The organism is Vreelandella aquamarina (genome assembly GCF_900110265.1).
Taxonomy (GTDB): Bacteria; Pseudomonadota; Gammaproteobacteria; order Pseudomonadales; family Halomonadaceae; genus Vreelandella; species Vreelandella aquamarina.
On record NZ_FODB01000041.1, the window covers coordinates 1 to 15,613 of the forward strand.

17 protein-coding genes and 2 riboswitches are annotated in these 15,613 nt (G+C 58.4%); of the genes, 7 read left to right on the forward strand and 10 right to left on the reverse strand.

Annotated elements, in window-relative coordinates; translation table 11 throughout:
* The first annotated feature begins 5 nt into the window (after positions 1-5).
* Positions 6-281 carry a group II intron maturase-specific domain-containing protein gene (locus BMY49_RS11770; RefSeq protein ID WP_276325969.1) on the forward strand — a complete coding sequence of 92 codons (276 nt, stop codon included), beginning with the start codon at positions 6-8 and terminating at the stop codon, positions 279-281.
* Between the two features lie 79 nt (positions 282-360).
* Here BMY49_RS11770 and BMY49_RS11775 read toward each other — a convergent pair whose 3' ends face one another.
* Complete coding sequence (locus BMY49_RS11775; protein WP_089675655.1) at positions 361-1,602, reverse strand: D-amino acid dehydrogenase; 1,242 nt, start codon at positions 1,600-1,602, stop codon at positions 361-363.
* A 61-nt stretch (positions 1,603-1,663) separates the two neighbouring features.
* Positions 1,664-1,771, reverse strand: a riboswitch (glycine riboswitch).
* Between the two features lie 8 nt (positions 1,772-1,779).
* Positions 1,780-1,870, reverse strand: a riboswitch (glycine riboswitch).
* Positions 1,871-1,998: 128 nt separating this feature from the next.
* Here BMY49_RS11775 and BMY49_RS11780 point away from each other — a divergent pair.
* Positions 1,999-2,292: a hypothetical protein gene (locus BMY49_RS11780; RefSeq protein WP_016915216.1), complete on the forward strand. Its 294-nt coding sequence runs from the start codon at positions 1,999-2,001 to the stop codon at positions 2,290-2,292.
* Here BMY49_RS11780 and BMY49_RS11785 read toward each other — a convergent pair.
* Positions 2,267-3,178 (reverse strand): DMT family transporter, encoded by a 912-nt coding sequence (locus BMY49_RS11785; protein WP_054641728.1) that lies wholly within the window; start codon positions 3,176-3,178, stop codon positions 2,267-2,269. The two genes, BMY49_RS11780 and BMY49_RS11785, sit on opposite strands and share 26 nt — an antisense overlap.
* 105 nt (positions 3,179-3,283) lie before the next feature.
* Between BMY49_RS11785 and BMY49_RS11790 the strand changes: the two genes are divergently transcribed.
* A complete protein-coding gene (locus BMY49_RS11790) occupies positions 3,284-3,811 on the forward strand; it encodes an HPP family protein (protein WP_054645337.1) in 528 nt (175 codons plus the stop codon).
* Here the strand turns inward: BMY49_RS11790 and BMY49_RS11795 are convergent.
* Positions 3,802-4,389 (reverse strand): gamma-glutamylcyclotransferase, encoded by a 588-nt coding sequence (locus tag BMY49_RS11795; RefSeq protein ID WP_058578243.1) that lies wholly within the window; start codon positions 4,387-4,389, stop codon positions 3,802-3,804. The genes BMY49_RS11790 and BMY49_RS11795 overlap by 10 nt on opposite strands.
* A 75-nt stretch (positions 4,390-4,464) precedes the next feature.
* Here BMY49_RS11795 and BMY49_RS11800 point away from each other — a divergent pair, with 75 nt between their 5' ends.
* The 3 genes from BMY49_RS11800 (at position 4,465) to BMY49_RS11810 (ending at position 7,235) form a co-directional block, all read left to right on the forward strand.
* The gene (locus tag BMY49_RS11800; protein ID WP_054641726.1) at positions 4,465-4,644 is read left to right on the forward strand and encodes a hypothetical protein; all 180 of its coding nucleotides are present in this window, start codon (positions 4,465-4,467) and stop codon (positions 4,642-4,644) included.
* A gap of 26 nt (positions 4,645-4,670) precedes the next feature.
* The gene (locus BMY49_RS11805) at positions 4,671-5,534 is read left to right on the forward strand and encodes a sirohydrochlorin chelatase (protein WP_054641725.1); all 864 of its coding nucleotides are present in this window, start codon (positions 4,671-4,673) and stop codon (positions 5,532-5,534) included.
* Positions 5,535-5,648: 114 nt separating this feature from the next.
* Positions 5,649-7,235, forward strand: coding sequence for an ABC-F family ATPase (locus BMY49_RS11810; RefSeq protein ID WP_054641724.1), 1,587 nt, complete (start codon positions 5,649-5,651; stop codon positions 7,233-7,235).
* A 1-nt stretch (position 7,236) separates the two neighbouring features.
* Here BMY49_RS11810 and BMY49_RS11815 read toward each other — a convergent pair whose 3' ends face one another.
* Both BMY49_RS11815 and BMY49_RS11825 read right to left on the reverse strand, forming a co-directional pair.
* Positions 7,237-7,830 carry a cell division protein ZipA C-terminal FtsZ-binding domain-containing protein gene (locus tag BMY49_RS11815; RefSeq protein WP_089675656.1) on the reverse strand — a complete coding sequence of 198 codons (594 nt, stop codon included), beginning with the start codon at positions 7,828-7,830 and terminating at the stop codon, positions 7,237-7,239.
* Between the two features lie 379 nt (positions 7,831-8,209).
* Entirely contained in the window at positions 8,210-9,328 is a 1,119-nt protein-coding gene (locus BMY49_RS11825) for an alkene reductase (protein ID WP_089675657.1), read from the reverse strand.
* Between the two features lie 182 nt (positions 9,329-9,510).
* On the opposite strand from BMY49_RS11825, the gene BMY49_RS11830 reads away from it, so the two are divergent.
* Complete coding sequence (locus tag BMY49_RS11830) at positions 9,511-10,266, forward strand: FadR/GntR family transcriptional regulator (protein ID WP_074211423.1); 756 nt, start codon at positions 9,511-9,513, stop codon at positions 10,264-10,266.
* 14 nt (positions 10,267-10,280) lie between these two features.
* On the opposite strand, the gene BMY49_RS11835 is transcribed toward BMY49_RS11830, so the two are convergent.
* The 5 genes from BMY49_RS11835 to BMY49_RS11855 all read right to left on the reverse strand — a co-directional run bounded on the left by BMY49_RS11835 (position 10,281) and on the right by BMY49_RS11855 (position 15,568).
* The gene (locus BMY49_RS11835) at positions 10,281-11,540 is read right to left on the reverse strand and encodes an allantoate amidohydrolase (RefSeq protein ID WP_089675658.1); all 1,260 of its coding nucleotides are present in this window, start codon (positions 11,538-11,540) and stop codon (positions 10,281-10,283) included.
* A 52-nt stretch (positions 11,541-11,592) separates the two neighbouring features.
* On the reverse strand, positions 11,593-12,294 hold the full coding sequence (locus BMY49_RS11840; protein ID WP_074211425.1) for a DUF1028 domain-containing protein: 702 nt from the start codon (positions 12,292-12,294) through the stop codon (positions 11,593-11,595).
* 15 nt (positions 12,295-12,309) lie between these two features.
* Positions 12,310-13,704, reverse strand: a complete 1,395-nt coding sequence (locus BMY49_RS11845; protein ID WP_089675659.1) for a YfcC family protein — start codon at positions 13,702-13,704, stop codon at positions 12,310-12,312.
* A 158-nt stretch (positions 13,705-13,862) separates the two neighbouring features.
* On the reverse strand, positions 13,863-14,234 hold the full coding sequence (locus BMY49_RS11850; RefSeq protein WP_089675660.1) for a hypothetical protein: 372 nt from the start codon (positions 14,232-14,234) through the stop codon (positions 13,863-13,865).
* Positions 14,235-14,371: 137 nt separating this feature from the next.
* On the reverse strand, positions 14,372-15,568 hold the full coding sequence (locus tag BMY49_RS11855) for a M24 family metallopeptidase (protein WP_089675661.1): 1,197 nt from the start codon (positions 15,566-15,568) through the stop codon (positions 14,372-14,374).
* Positions 15,569-15,613: the final 45 nt, after the last annotated feature.

Consider the following 15,613-nt stretch of genomic DNA (forward strand, 5'->3'; position numbering starts at 1 on the left):
TCGACGTGAAGCGCCCGTTGGAAGCGCTGGATCAATGGATGCGACGCCGACTACGTTGCGTGATCTGGCGGCAATGGAAGCGCCCACAAACCCGGCGCCGGAAACTCCTGGCACTGGGTCTGGACGAGCAACGTGCCTGGAAGTCAGCGGGAAATGGTCGAGGCCCTTGGTGGAACGCCGGAGCGTCGCACATGAATCAGGCCCTGCCACGGAAGTGGTTCGACCGTCTGGGTCTGATCTCGGTACTCGATACGGTAAGATGGCTTAGTCGTTCTTCATGAACCGCCGTGGTACGGAACCGTATGCCCGGTGGTGTGGGAGGGCGCCGGGGGTGACCCCGGCCCCTACCCGATGATTCATCTAGCGGGTGGCGGCGAAAGAGGCGGTGGTGGAGTGATCCACCGCATCCGCGAGCATTTCGGCGGTGATGGCGGAGAGCGTCCAGCCCAGGTGGCCGTGGCCCGTGTTGTAGAACACCGTCGGCAATTTGCCGGGGCCGACTTTGGGCAGCATATTCGGCAGCATTGGGCGCAGGCCCGCCCAAGGCACCACTCGCTGGGTACTCACGCCGGGGAAGCACTGCTCTACCCAGCGCACCAGCGGCTGAATGCGGTCGTTACGAATATCGCGGTTCGCGCCGTTAAACTCAGCGGTACCGGCCACGCGGAAGCGGTCGTTGCCCAGGCGGCTGGTCACCAGTTTGGTTTCGTCATCCAGCAAGCTCACCGTCGGTGCGGCCTGCTGTGAGGCTTCGTCGTCCAGCTGTACGGTGATGGAGTAGCCTTTGACCGGGTAGATGTTAACGCGGTCACCCAGCTTTGCGGCCACCGCCCGGCTGCCGACCCCGGCGCACACCACCACGCTGTCGAAGCTTTGGCGTATTTCTTCCCCGTCGATTGAAGCGCTGACCCAGGCGCTGTTCTCATCGGCGCCCAGGTCGGTCACCTGATGGCCGTAGTTCAGGCGCACGCCGCGTTTCGCAGCGGCTTTCGCCAGCCCATTGGTGTACTTGTGAATATCCCCCGTGGCGTCACTTTCGGTAAAGAAACCTCCGTAATAGCTACCCGCCAGCGTGGGTTCGATGGCGCGCATTTCCTCCGGGGTCACGGCACGGCGCTCAAGCCCGCCTTGGTGCAGAAGCTGTGAGACCTTAGCGGCATGCTCGTAGCCCACTTTATCGCGGTAGATATGCAGAATGCCTTTCTGTTTCACGTCAAAATCGATCTGCTCGTCTCGCGCCCACTGAAACAGATGTTCCCGAGCCGCAATGGCGAGGCGCGTTGTTTCGGTGGTGTTGTCGGCATAGCGGGGAATGGAAGCGATGAACTCGGCAAACCAGCTCAGCTTGTGCCAGCTCGGGCGCGGGTTCACCAGCAGCGGGGCGTCGTTCTTGAGCATCCAGCGCAGGCCCTTGATGACCGTGGGCCAGTGGTTCCACACCTCTGCGTTGGAGGCAGACAGCTGCCCGCCGTTGGCAAACGAGGTTTCCATGGCGGCGTAGCGATGCTTTTCGAAGACGGTGACGTCGAAACCGCGCTTTACGAGGGCGTAGGCACTGGTGATGCCAGTGATCCCACCGCCAATGATGGCAATGCGTTGCATGAGTCTCTCCACAGATTGTATGAGCGTCGGGCGATACCCCCCGGCAAACATGTTTGCTAGGCGTACCCCTTCCGTCATGGAACCTGAGAGATTCACGCCGATGAGGTGGCGCTTGCTCCTTCGGTGGGCTGAGTGACGCAGTCATCAACCACTCTTCGGAACGTAATGGTAAAAACGTTAGCCGTTGCGGTCCGTTGGCCTGAGAGTTTCCGGGGTCGTTGCTCCTTCGGCGCTGGTGGCAGGCACCAGTCTCTCCCGCGATGGCATACTGACGTTGTAACGCGACGGTGTTAAAAAGGGAATAGGCGAAAGGTGGAAACATGAGCAGCAGCTGCTTTGCCAGCCACCGCGTTTTCGCTGACAATAGCGAATCCCTTCGAGCAATGGAAAAAGCGCATGCAGGCAAACGGATTTTTTGAGGGCATTGGCGAGGCGATTGGCGATGCGATCCGCATCGTGGTCGAGTTCTTGCTGGGTATCTTCACCAACTTTTTCGGTGCCTTCGACGACTTTATCGGCGGGCTGACGCGTTCGCTGGGGATTAATGACTCGTTTTTAAGCCTAGCCATACTGCTGATTGGCCTGCTGGTGCTATGGGGCGGGCTGCGTGCGTTTCTGCGTGGCTCCATCATTGGCGGCATTTTCCGCACGCTGATTGGGCTGTTTATCCTGTCGTGGCTGATGATGTAGCGCCCCGACCACCGACCCACGCTTGCGCAACGCCGCAGGCGATCACTAGCCCACAGCCGCTTAACTGCAAAGGCGAAAGCGCTTCGCCAAACAGGCTCCAGCCAAAAATCACCACCGCCACCGGCTCACAGTAAGCCAGCGTGCCGTATAGCGCGGTGGGCAGGCGGTTAATCGCCATCACCGCACACAGCAGCGCCAAAAAACCGGGCACAAGGCCTGCAGCTAACAACCACGGTACTTGCCATGCGCTGGCGGTTAGCCCTGCTGGCTGCCATAGCGCAAACGGCAAGATCACCAGCGCCCCGACCGCCAACTGCCAGAAGGCGCAGGTGCGGTCATCCAAGTGGCGCGGCAATCGGCGGTTTGTCAGGATAAAACCGCTGTAAGCTAGCATGGCCGCTAAGCCAAAACCCATGCCAATCACGTCCTGCTGATCGTCCAGGTTGAGCCGAAACTCCTGCATCATCGCGAACCCAAACAGCGCCAAACCAATGAGCGAAACTTGCGCCGCTGCAAGCCGTTCGTTAAATAGCGCATGGGCCGCGATAGCCGCCACAATCGGCGCGAGATACACCATCAAAATGGCGTTGGCCATTTGGGTGTAGTTCATCGCCTGCACGTAAAACAGGATGAACGCCGCCAGCAAACTACCGCTAATCACCACCTGCCGCCCTGGCAGTGTAGTGAGCCCTGCATGGCGTTTTGTCAGCAGTAAATAGCCGAGCAAAAACAGCGCCCCCAGCCCCAGCCGGTAGAAGGTAATGCTCTCTGCATTCAGCCCGGTGATGCGCGAGATCACGCCGATAGTGGCCATGCCCACGGCAGCCACTACCGCTAGCAATAGGCTGGAAGGAGCAATGGTGAGCGAGGGAGTCGGTAGTGGCATGCTGGTCGTCCTTGAGCGAGTTTCATGAGCATATGACGCATTGTCATTTGCTTCTTTGGTGCATTTTGTCATCATTTGCACTCTTTTTGTGCAAAGGCGAGTGCGATGAAAACGTATCTTGGCAAGATGCGCGGAGAACGAACGCCGCGCCCCCGGGTAGGCTGGCGAGATGCCTGCTGGTCGTGGCTGGGTGCCTTTACTGGCATGGCGCTGATTTGCTGGCTAAGTGCCGAGTGGCTCTCCCAGCAGCTGTTGATCGTGGGCTCGTTCGGAGCAACCTCGGTGCTGATTTACGCCGCCCCGGAAAGCCCTTTTGCCCAGCCCAGCCATGTGCTGTTTGGCAGCGTGCTCTCTGCCTGTGTGGGCGTGGGCTGCTACCAACTGTTGGGGGCCACGCCGCTTTCCATGGCGTTGGCGGTGTCGCTCTCCATTTTGGTCATGCAGCTTACCCATACCGTTCACCCGCCAGGGGCTGCCGCTGCGCTGATTGCCGTGGCAGGCGGTGCCAGCGTGCATCAGTTGGGCTGGTGGTATCCGCTGATCCCCATTGGCGCAGGCTGCATCGTCATGCTGGTGGTGGCGATTCTGGTCAATAACCTGGCGCGCCACCGCCGCTATCCGCGCTACTGGTAGCGCTGTAGCTGCGCTTCCAGGGCAAAAATATGCGCATCTTCGGTGCCCAACTCGCGCAGCGCTTGGGCTAGGTTCAGCAAGTAAGCGCTGTTGGGGCCGCTGGGGCCATGGGCCTGGGCTATTTGCTGAGCGATATCGGCCAGCGGGGCATCGCCTAAAAACGCCGGGTTGTCTTCGCTGGCCAGATAAATCAGCCCCTCGCTAGGCGCTTGGTCGGCGTCAGGGTTACCCGTTTCATCCAAAAACGTCAGCGTGACTTTTTCCCGCAGGTAGCCGTTTTTCTCCCGCACATCCAACGGTGCGAGCACCTCTGGGGTGATGCGGTAGGCCATGCCGTGACACACCGCACCTTCGGCACGAATCAGCGTCGCCACTCGCCCCGGCGCGTCCGGCGTGCCGCGGTGGTCGTGGGAGCCCTGCCAGAAGCGCCGCGCCCAGCCGGTAATCGCTGCAGGCCGGCGCTCTAAATAGTCAAAATCGGCTTTCCAGATCAGCGAACCGTAGCCAAAAAGCCAGATATCCGCATGGCCGTCGAAGAAGTTTCTTTGCTGGTTTAACGTCGTGGTATCAAGCAACATAAGCGATCTACATTTGTGACCAAAGTGGCTGCACGCGCATGGCGTTAACGGTGGTTCATCATCCGGGTTATACGATTGATTTACCAGCCAGACGTGGTGCTCTATGACGCGGGCGTGGATGTGCATCACGACGACCGTCGAGGCTACCTCTCACTGAGCAGCGACGGCCTCTACGCCCGCGACCGCTATGTACTCGACCTGTGTCGCCACGCGGCCATTCCCGTGGCGGCGGCAGACGTACTGGCGGCTCATTAACGCTCCGATTGAAAAGGATGAACGCGATGCGCGCTATTTTTCTGGTCGATAACGGCTCTCTGCGGCCTCAGGCAACCCACAGCCTGCGCCGCGTGGCGGCAGCGTTGAGCGAGACGCTAGGGGAGACTGTTCAGGCGGCCTCGCTGTTGCACTCCAATAAAATCCCCGCTGAAGAGGTCGACGGCATTCCCGCCATTACGTTAGGCCCCGCCGCCGAACGCAGCGCCGAGGCAGGCGCCACCGAGATTATCGTGCTGCCGTTTTTCTTCGGCCCCAGTAAAGCGCTAACGGGGTATTTGCCGGAGCGAATGGCCGCGTTGCAGGCACGCTTCCTTAACGTGTCGGTGCGGGTTGCGCAGCCGCTGGTGGATGAGCTGGGGAATAACGACCTGCGCCTGGCCGCTCTGCTGGCCGATCACGTGCGCGCGCAGTTGCCCGATCGGCAGGCGGCCAGGGTGACACTGGTAGACCACGGCAGCCCGCTGCCGGAAGTCACTGCCGTACGCAACCGCTTGGCGGGGCAGCTCAGCGCGCTTCTGGCCGATGACGTGCGCTGCGTGGCGGCGGCCTCTATGGAGCGACGTGACGGCGACGAGTACCGCTTTAACGAGCCGCTATTGGAGCGCCTGCTGGATACTCCCGAATTCAGCAGCGGCCACGTGGTGCTGGCCATGCTGTTTCTCTCGCCTGGTCGCCATGCCGGGGAAGGTGGCGACATTGCCGAGATTTGCGCCGCCGCCGAACAGCGCCACCCAGGCCTGCGGGTGCGGCCGACGGCGCTGGTGGGCGAGCATCCTGCGATTGTCGATATCCTGGCCACGCGACTTCGCCAAGCACTTGATGGCGAACGCTTTCTACTGGAAATGCCCGCCCAGCCGCCAAACGCCTGATGACCGGAAACGCGCCGGGGAGATGTAACGCCGCCCAAAGGCGCGTAGAATCGCGTGCTTTTGCACGCATGTCGCTCCTCCATCAGGGCTATGTCGCCAACCAGGGTCTCTATCTTGATCGCCACCGCCAACATCACCATGCAGTTTGGGGCCAAGCCCCTGTTCGAAAATGTTTCCGTCAAGTTCAATAACGGCCATCGCTACGGTTTGATTGGCGCCAACGGCTGCGGTAAGTCCACCTTCATGAAAATCCTCGGCGGCGAGCTGGAGCCCTCTTCAGGTCAGGTGATGCTGGACAGCAGTACGCGGCTGGGCAAGCTGCGTCAGGACCAGTTTGCCTATGAGAACGAGCGGGTGATCGACACCGTCATCATGGGCAACGCCGAGCTATGGAAAGTGGCCGCCGAGCGCGAGCGCATCTACTCGCTACCTGAGATGAGTGAAGAAGACGGCATGGCCGTAGCGGATTTAGAAGTTCGCTTTGCTGAGCTGGATGGCTACACCGCCGAGTCCCGCGCGGGCGAGCTGCTGCTTGGCCTGGGTATTCCCATCGAACAGCACACCGGCCCCATGAGCGAAGTCGCTCCCGGCTGGAAACTGCGCGTGCTGCTGGCCCAGGCACTGTTCTCCGACCCGGACGTACTGCTGCTGGACGAACCTACCAACCACCTGGACATCAACACCATCCGCTGGCTGGAAGATATTCTGAAAGCGCGCAGCAGCACCATGGTGATCATTTCCCACGACCGCCACTTTCTGAACAGCGTCTGCACCCACATGGCCGACCTGGATTACGGCGAGATCACCCTGTTCCCCGGTAACTACGACGACTACATGACGGCGGCCACCGCTGCGCGTGAGCGTCAGCATGCCGACAACGCCAAGAAAAAAGCGCAAATTGCCGAGCTTCAGCAGTTCGTCAGCCGCTTCTCGGCGAACGCTTCCAAGGCCAAGCAGGCCACCTCCCGGGCGCGGCAGATCGACAAGATCAAGCTGGAAGACATCAAGCCCTCCAGCCGCGTCAGTCCGTTCATTCGTTTCGACCAGAACAAGAAGATTCACCGCAACGCGGTAAACGTCGATGCGATTACCAAAGGCTACGACGGCGAACCGCTGTTCAAGCGTTTTTCCATGACCGTGGAAGCGGGCGAGCGGATTGCCATTATCGGCCCCAACGGCATTGGTAAAACCACCCTGCTGAAAACCCTGGCCGGTGACCTGCGCCCCGATGCTGGCGAAGTGAAGTGGACCGATGCCGCCGAGCTTGGCGTATTCGCCCAGGACCACGCCGATGACTTTGCTAATGACGCCACGCTGTTTGAGTGGATGGGCCAGTGGACCAAAGGCGGCGAACAGGTGGTACGCGGCGCGTTGGGCCGCATGCTGTTCTCCAGCGACGACATCAACAAGTCGGTGAAGGTGATCTCTGGGGGCGAGCAAGGGCGGATGCTGTTCGGTAAGTTAACGCTCACCAATCCCAACGTGCTGCTGATGGACGAGCCCACCAACCACCTGGACATGGAATCCATCGAAGCGCTCAACCTGGCGCTGGAGAACTATCCTGGCACGCTGCTGTTCGTTAGCCACGACCGGGAGTTTGTCTCCAGCCTCGCCACCCGCATTATCGACATGCAGCCGGAGGGCATCGTCGACTTCAGCGGCAGCTACGACGACTACCTGCGTAGCCAAGGCGTGGTATGAGTTAGCCGATAATCTGAGCATAGGTGGATTCGCTGGCAGGTTCCCTGTCAGCATCCAGCATTTTACCGCTGAAGGTCTCGTTCATCTCTTTGGCGAGCTCTACATACACGTGCATCTGCTGATTGCGACGTTTATGCAGCGGCGGTTTTACCAGCAGGCTAACCCCACGGATCGGCTCGTGGGTTTCGCCCCTCAGCAGGTCGGGCATCTCCCCCGGCGGAAAGGCGTTCGCCACGGTGACGGGGTTGGAGGGCTGCTGGCCGTCGATCAGAAAGACTTTCTTGATGGCATCGTAATGGGCGCCTTTTTCCCTCAGCCACTCGGTCAGTCGGGCATCGGTCGAGGCATCCGGCTGATTGAAGATGACGAATAGCGAATGCTGTTTTACCTTGCCGGTTCGTTTGGTTGACGGCGGCGGCGGCTCTTCAGCGGGCGGGGGCGTGGTGTCCTTGGCCACGGCGGGGGTGGGCTCTACGGCCTTTTCCCTGGCACGCCGCCGCTTGGGCATGACGACGTAGATGAAGATCAACGCGGCCACCACGCCCAGTAACAAGGAGGCGAAAGCCAGCAGTACGGAAAGAGATGTCATATCCATGGAGTGAATCCCTGTTGTCCGTTAACGCCTAGGCGCTATTCAACCGCCAGATGGAAGCATTGAGCGCCATAGACGGCCAGGCTGGCACCGCGCAGAGGCGCATCTTCGGTCATGTAGACCCGCCAGCCGTCGGGGGCGAAAGCGTGTCCCGTCACGGCGGCGGCTCCCACCAGCAGTAGCGAGACGAGCAGCGCCAGCAAAGAGCCGAATATGAGCGACCTATCCAGCAGTAGGGATATCGCGTTAAAACGATAGAATCAACAGATTAACAGTGTTTCACGCGTTCAAGGCATAAAAAAAGCACCACCTGAGTGATGCTTTTCATGCTTAAGGGTTCCCCCAAGTGGGGAAACCCTGAACACGTGTTGGCCTGAAACGTTTAGCCGATACGGTCGTAACCGTTATTCAGGAAAGGATAATCGGTGTAGCCCTTCTCATCGCCGCCATAGAAGGTTTCATGGTTCGGCTCGGTGAGCGGGGCGTTCACACGGAAGCGTTCCGGCAAATCGGGGTTGGCGATGTAGGGGCGGCCAAAGGCCACGGCATCGGCGGTGTTTTCCTTGATGCGCGCTTCGGCACGCTCGGCGTCGTAGTTGCCGCAGTAGATCAGGCTGCCGCTGAAGCGCTCGCGCATCTGCTCGCGGAAACCATCGGGAAAAGTGATATCGCCGCCCGCCCAGTTCGGCTCGTTCAGGTGCAGGTAAGCCAGGCCACGCTTGGAGAGCTGCTCCGCCATGTAGAACGCCATCGCTTCCGGTTCGTCGTCGGTCAAGCCGAACAGCTCGATGAACGGCGTCATACGGATGCCGACACGCTCAGCACCAAACACTTCCACGACCGCATCGACCACTTCCAGCGGGAAGCGGGCACGGTTTTCCAGCGAGCCACCGTATTGGTCGGTACGCTGGTTGGTGCCGGTGGCCAGGAACTGGTTCAACAGGTAAGCGTTGGCAGCGTGGACTTCGACCATATCGAACCCGGCGCGCTTGGCACGGATGGCCGCTTGGCGGTAATCATCCACGATGCCAGGAATCTCGTCGGTTTCCAGCGCACGCGGCGTGCTGGTGGGGTGCTGTCCAGCGGTGCCGTCTTCAAATTCAACAAAGCACTGAGCGCCTTCACCTTTCAACGCGCTGGGAGCTACCGGCTGCTGGCCGTTGGGCTGCACCATTTCATGGGAAACACGGCCCACGTGCCACAGCTGAAGAGCAATACGACCACCCTTGGCGTGAACCGCATTCACGACGCCTTTCCAGCCTGTTTCTTGCTCATCGGTCCAAATGCCGGGCGTGTACACATAACCACGGGCAGTGGGAGAAATGTTGGTGGCTTCGCTAATGATCAGGCCCGCACCGGCACGCTGGCCGTAATAAGCTTCCTGCATCTTGCCCGGCACGCTATCTGGCGTGCGCGAACGGGTCAGTGGTGCCATGATGATACGGTTAGGAACCGTCAGGCTACCGAGCGTGGTGGGGGTAAATAGTGTTTCGAAAGCCATCAAATAAGCTCCTTTTGGATGCTTTGGTAAAATAGTACGCCCAACAATAGACCAGTTTACTAGTTAGTGCCAGCTAGATACTTACAACACTATTGCAGAGTAGTGTCGCTATGATGGAAACGCCCAAACCATAAGCCTCTCTGGTACCCTTGCTGCTTATTTGTCAGGAAATTCTCGACAGCATGTTAAAAAACGCATCGCAGCGCCGTCCTTATCAGGTGGCGGAAACCATCAAGTGCTGGATTGTGGATCGGCAGTTAAAGCCAGGAGACCGGCTGCCGAGCGAGTCGGAGTTAATGGACACATTGCAGGTGTCGAAAGGCACAGTGCGCGAGAGTACGCGCGTACTGGAGGCGCAGGGCCTGGTGGAAACCCGTACGGGGCCTGGCGGCGGTGCCTTTGTACGTGCGATGAGCGATGCAAAAGCGGTGTCTTTGCTAAGTAATTATCTATTTTTCAAAGATATTTCGATCAAAGATATTTATCAGATACGCCTAGCGTTAGAACCGGAACTGGCGGCTTCATTGGCGGGGAAAGTGAGCCCAGCAGAGCTGGCGCGCTTGCGTGAGAGTCTGCATAGCTATTCCGGTCCGGCAAACGATAGCGAGACGGAGCGCCAGCAACACCTCGATTCGCTACATTTTCACTTGATGCTTGCTGAGTTGGCAGGCGGCAATCAGTTGCTGACCTTTATCATTCGTTTCACGATTCAAGTGCTCTCGGATCTGACGATATATCATCGACTGTATGAGCCAGCCACCTATGACTTTGGCCAGGTGGGATGTCGCTATCATGCGCAAATACTGGATGCGATCGAGCTAGGGGATGCGGAAAGCGCTTATAGCATCATGCGGGAGCATATGCTGGATGCCCAGCGGGTAATGAATCAGCAGGAGGCCCAGGTACGCCGAGGCTTTTTACCTGAGCCACTGAAGTAAACGCGGTCAATGAGCTATGGTGTTCCCAGCTGTTGTAAAAACGCCATGACCACCCTCGTTGCCGCTTCACCATCTTCGGCGGTAATCGCTTCGTCGGGATGGTGGCTTAACCCATCCTTGCAGCGCACAAACAGCATTCCGATATCCGTTAATGCCTGCATGGCCAAGCCATCGTGCCCAGCACCACTGAACAGTCGCTCGGCAGGCTGGCCAACATCGGCACAGGCCTTTTCTAGGGCGGCCATTATCCAATCGGCACACGCAACGGCATCGGCGCTGTACGTGCTTTCCATCTCTAGCAATAGCCCTCGGCGAGTCGCCACTTCTTCCATGGCGGCGTAGACAGCGTCGCGACCTCGTTGCCGGATATTGCGCTTAGGTGAGCGTAGCTCAACAGTGAAAGTGACCTCGGCAGGAATGACATTGACGGCATTTGGGTGGACATCTAGCTTGCCCACCACGCCGACCAGTTGATCGGTGCTCTGCAGCACGCTATCGACGGCCAAAACCATCTCTGCCGCGCCAACGAGGGCATCATGTCGCATGGGCATCGGTGTGGTACCTGCGTGTCCGGCCTTGCCGCTTAGCGTAACGCGGTGGCGTTCAATGCCCGTTAGCGCCGTGACAACACCTACCGCATGATGCCGTTGCTCAAGAATAGGCCCCTGTTCGATATGGACCTCTAAAAACCCCAGCGTGTTGGCAGGGTCGCGGGCGATTGCGGGGATTTCACTTGGCTGGCAGCCGAAGGCGGTCAAGGCCTCTTCAAGCGACACGCCCTGTTCATCCCGAACGGCAAGCTGATCGGGCGTTACGTTACCCGCTAGCGCTTTACTGCCAACCAATGTGGTAGGAAATCTCACTCCCTCTTCGTCACCAAACGCGACCACCTCGATGCCAAAGGGGAGTGTCACCCCTTCGCGCTGAAGCGCTTCCAGTGCCAGAATGGGCAGCGCAACGCCCAGCATCCCGTCGTACTTGCCTCCTTCGATCACCGAATCCTGATGAGATCCCATGATGAGGGTTTTTTCTCCTGCCCGTGCCTTGGGGCAGCGCCCCACGAGGTTTCCAGCAGCGTCCAGTTGTGGTGCAAGTCCGGCTTGCTCCATCCAGCCGCTGATGAGTGGCAGTACATCTCTGTGCTCCTGAGAGCAAAACAGTCGGGTAACACCGGCGCCGGGAGCCGAGCAGCGAGCAGCTTCATCAAGGCGCTTGATTAATACTTGCCCCAATTCATTTTGGGCAAATGGAGCATTCACAGCGGCTTTGGTCATAAACTCTCCGTTAGGCGATGGTGGCCAACAACCCAGCAGCGTGGAAGCGCGTCTAGCGTAGCGGCAGCTGGCGCCAAAAGGCTTGGAAATCGTCGCGCATGAACTGGCCAGCTAGCAGCCTTAGGGCTGCTACAACGTCTTCCGACCAGTCAACGCGTAAATCAATGGGAGCTTGCTGGAACGACTCGATACGCAGTGCAGCCGAGCGGGTGCCACGCTTATCGCCACCCGTATCCAGCGCGGCATCGAGAGCGTCAATGAGGTTCGCCAGCAAGTGCTGGTCGTGATGGTTTGGGTAGCGGGGCGCTTCGCTTCGTTTAATGGCAGCGCCGCTGTTGGTGGTGCTAACGCTTAGAAACCGCTCGGCCAAAACCTTCACGACATCGCGGCTTTGCAGCATGTTGCCGACCGCAGCGACGCCGGGAAAGCAAACGGCCTCCACTTCAGCGATGTTCTCGCTTCCGGAATGTACCGATGAGCGGCCATGGGCATCCATCACCAAGCATTGGCGTAGCGCGGCGTCGCTATCTTGGCTGACTGCTACGTCAAGGGCCTGCTTAGCGGTGGCGCCATCGCGCAGTGCGTCACACACACGAGCCGGGTACCAGGGGTTGGTAAATCGCCCTTGGGTGACGCACGCGCCAATGCCGCGCCAGCAATGATGCACATAGCCGCCTACCGCCACTCCACCGGTGGCAGTGATGGTGGCGACAGTGCCTGTGGCCGGGTGGCAGTGAACCAGTGAAAGCGTCATGGTGTTAATGCGGGCTTAATAGCCCACCAAGTGACCAATCACCAGCCCAATCCAGGACAAGACATAGACCAGCACCATAAAGGGCAGAATGGCCTTGAGCCACTGGGCATAGGAGACGCGACCAAGTGCCAGCATGGCCAGCGTACCGCCTGAGGTTGGTACAATCAGGTTGGTCAAACCGTCGCCCACCTGGAACGCTGTGATCATGAGTTGGCGACTCATGCCGACAAGGTCTGCCACGGGAATAAGAATCGGCATGGTCACCAATGCCTGGCCGGAGCCAGAGGGAATGAACAGGTTGATGATATCCTGCACCACACTGGCCATGATGGCAGAGAATATCGACGGTATACCGTCAATCAGCGCGCTCAGAGAATTGACGATGGTGTCGATAATGACGGCCTGTTCAAGGATGACCTGAATAGAGGCCGCCACCCCAATCACCAGCGCACCGGCGGTGACGCTGGCAGCACCCTCCATCATCTGTTTGACGATGCCGTTTGCCGACAGGCCGTTCAAAGCACCAATGACGATCGCCAGCAGTAGAAAGGTGCCTGCGATCTCGTTGATGTACCAGCCGCGGGTAAAGACACCGATCAACATGGCGATTAGCCCGCCTACAAATACCACCATGGTCAGAATATTGCGCTTGGTCAGGCGATATTCACTTAATGGCTTACTCAATGACTCGGCGTTGTCGGGCTCTTCAAACTCCATTTTGACGACGCGCTTGCAGATATACACCGAGAGCAAGGCCAGTGATGAAAGTACCAGCAGCGTGCGCAGCCAGGCGCCGGAGAAGGTCGGCAGCTCGGCGATACCCTGGGCAACGCCCACGGTGTAAGGGTTGATAGGCGAAAGAGCAAAGCCGATCCCGATGCCGCCGACGGCCATGGCGGTGCCCACCAAACTCGAACAGCCGATGGCACTAGCGATGAGCACTGCAATTGGCACCAGCGCGATATTGTTTTCAAACCCAACCGCCACGCCAAAAAAGCCGTAGATAAAGGTGCCAACGACGATGATCATATTGCGTCGGGCAACGCCAACGCGGTTAACCGCCACGCCTATCGCGTTTTCCAGCGCGCCGGTCTTTTGCAGAATGTGAAACAGCCCCCCGGCGATAAAGACGATAAACAGGTATTGCGAGGCGGCAATAAGGCCTTCAGGAATCGCCACGAAAATATTGAACAGAGGAATATTGGCGACATCTTCCAGGTAGGCAAATGAGCCTGGTACGACGACCGTGCGGCCATCTTGAGTCACTCTTTCAAATTCACCCGCAGGGATAATAAAGGTTAGAAAATACGTCGCGACCAGGATGAGAAAGATGAGCACCATGGGGTCGGGAACCGCCTGATACCATTTTTTAGGCGAGCCAGAGGCTGCCGCGTTTTGTTGTTCAGCCATGAGGATACCCTTGCTTGTGATGTGTCTCAGCGTGGACGCTCGTTGGCGTCTTACACTGAATTTATCATGATAAATAGAAGGGTCAAGCAAGGCCTTTAACGATACTGATCTCTAAACCGCCCCAATCCTCTGGGTACTGAACGGGATTTAGAAAAACACTAGTGCCGCTGCCAAGGCCAGCGACGTTTAACAGGTGTATCAATCTGTCCGATGGCGCTGGTGAGCGGCAGCATGATCGCGCTGAGCTGGCGGTGGCAAACGGAACTGCTGAGTACGCCGGGGCACTGTTTGAGCAGCAGGTCGCACTGTTGGGAGGCGATAAAGAGCTGCTCTACAACCGCAGGCGCGAACAGCGGCTTGGCCTGCTGGCAGCAGCGGGTCAGCTCTCGGGAAAGCATCGAGAGCATGCTGGTGTCTAGCCAGCAGGGCAGCGGGTCTTCCAGCCGTCCGGCAATCGAGTGCTGAATGGCTTCAAACGATGTGCGTAAAAACAGCAGGGTTTGACGAAGCTGGCGCTGTTCACTGGTCATGTGACGTCCCTTTACCTCAACGGCTCTTTATCTACCAAGGTGTTGGCTAAAAAGAGAGTGTTTCTCATTTGCATTTATGGTGAAGATAGCCTCCCTCAATCGCGGTGTCAATCTCAGGCTATTGTCTCGAACGATTATCAAGGGCCATTATCACGGGCCTGATAAAGCTGCCAATCGTTGTTGGTGAGCGGCTTAGCACCCTGCTCGGTGACCACCACGGTATCGCTTAAGCCAACGCCCCACTGGCCGGGTACCCGCAGGCAGAGCGGTAAATGAAACACCATGTTGGTTTCAAATGTGCGCGTTTGGCCTTTAGCGATGTACCCCGTGCCCTCTACCCAACTAGGCGGAAACTGCGCCCCTACGGCGTAGCCAAACACCCCGGAGAAAAACAGCTGGTCGCGGGTTGGAGCCAGCAGTGCATCTGCCGCCTTCGCGGCATCATCAAAGGTGTTGCCCGGTTTCATATGGCTGCACAGCGACTCGAACAGCGAGCGGCACAGGTCGCGGGTTGCGGTTAGTTGCGCGTTAGGTTTTCCTGTCACGGCGGTGCGCATCATGGGTGCGGTATAGCGCTGGTATGCCGCACCGAACTCTAAAAAGACCGGCTCGTTGGCCTGAATAACGCGGCGCTTATGGTTAACGTGAATCACCCCAATGCGGTGCCCGCTGGTCACGATAGGCTGCAGGCTCATAAATTCGCTGCCGTTCTCTAGCAGTGCCTTTGCACCCGCCGCCGCAATGTCGTTGTCAGTCACTCCTGGACGAATAACGGCCATTGCTGCTTCTAACCCCGCAGCGGTAATACGCGCACTCTCACTTAGCATTTCAAGTTCGGCGCTACTTTTCACAATGCGAATCGTATCGAGCAGGTCACCTGCTTCACCGAATCGCTCTTTACCTACCGCGTCGGTTAATGCGTTCATCACGCCGACCCGCAGCCCGCTGCTCCAGCCATCGATGCCAATGTGCTCGCAAGGGATTAATAGGTCGGTCAACGGCGTGATGATTTCATCCAGATTTTCCCATCGGTAACCGATGATTTCATCCACACGGGCAGTCACCACTGCTGCCCCTGTTTCAATAGAGGCGACCTGGAGAACGAGTCTCTCTTGGGTACACACCAAGCAAGCATGCACCGACACCTCAAAGGTGTGATAGCCAGTTAGGTAGTTAATATCGGCGGGGTCGGTGAGCAGCAGCGCATCCAGCCCACGCTGGGCCATAGCGTGGCGCACCTTGTCTAGGCGCGCTTGATACTCATCGGAAGCAAAAGGCAGCTCACTTTGGGCGAGTGTCTCGGCAAGGGCTTCGCGGTAGTGGTGGTAATCCATGGCGACCTCCAGCGTTAGGTAAGGTCAGTATAGGCAGCTGTTAGC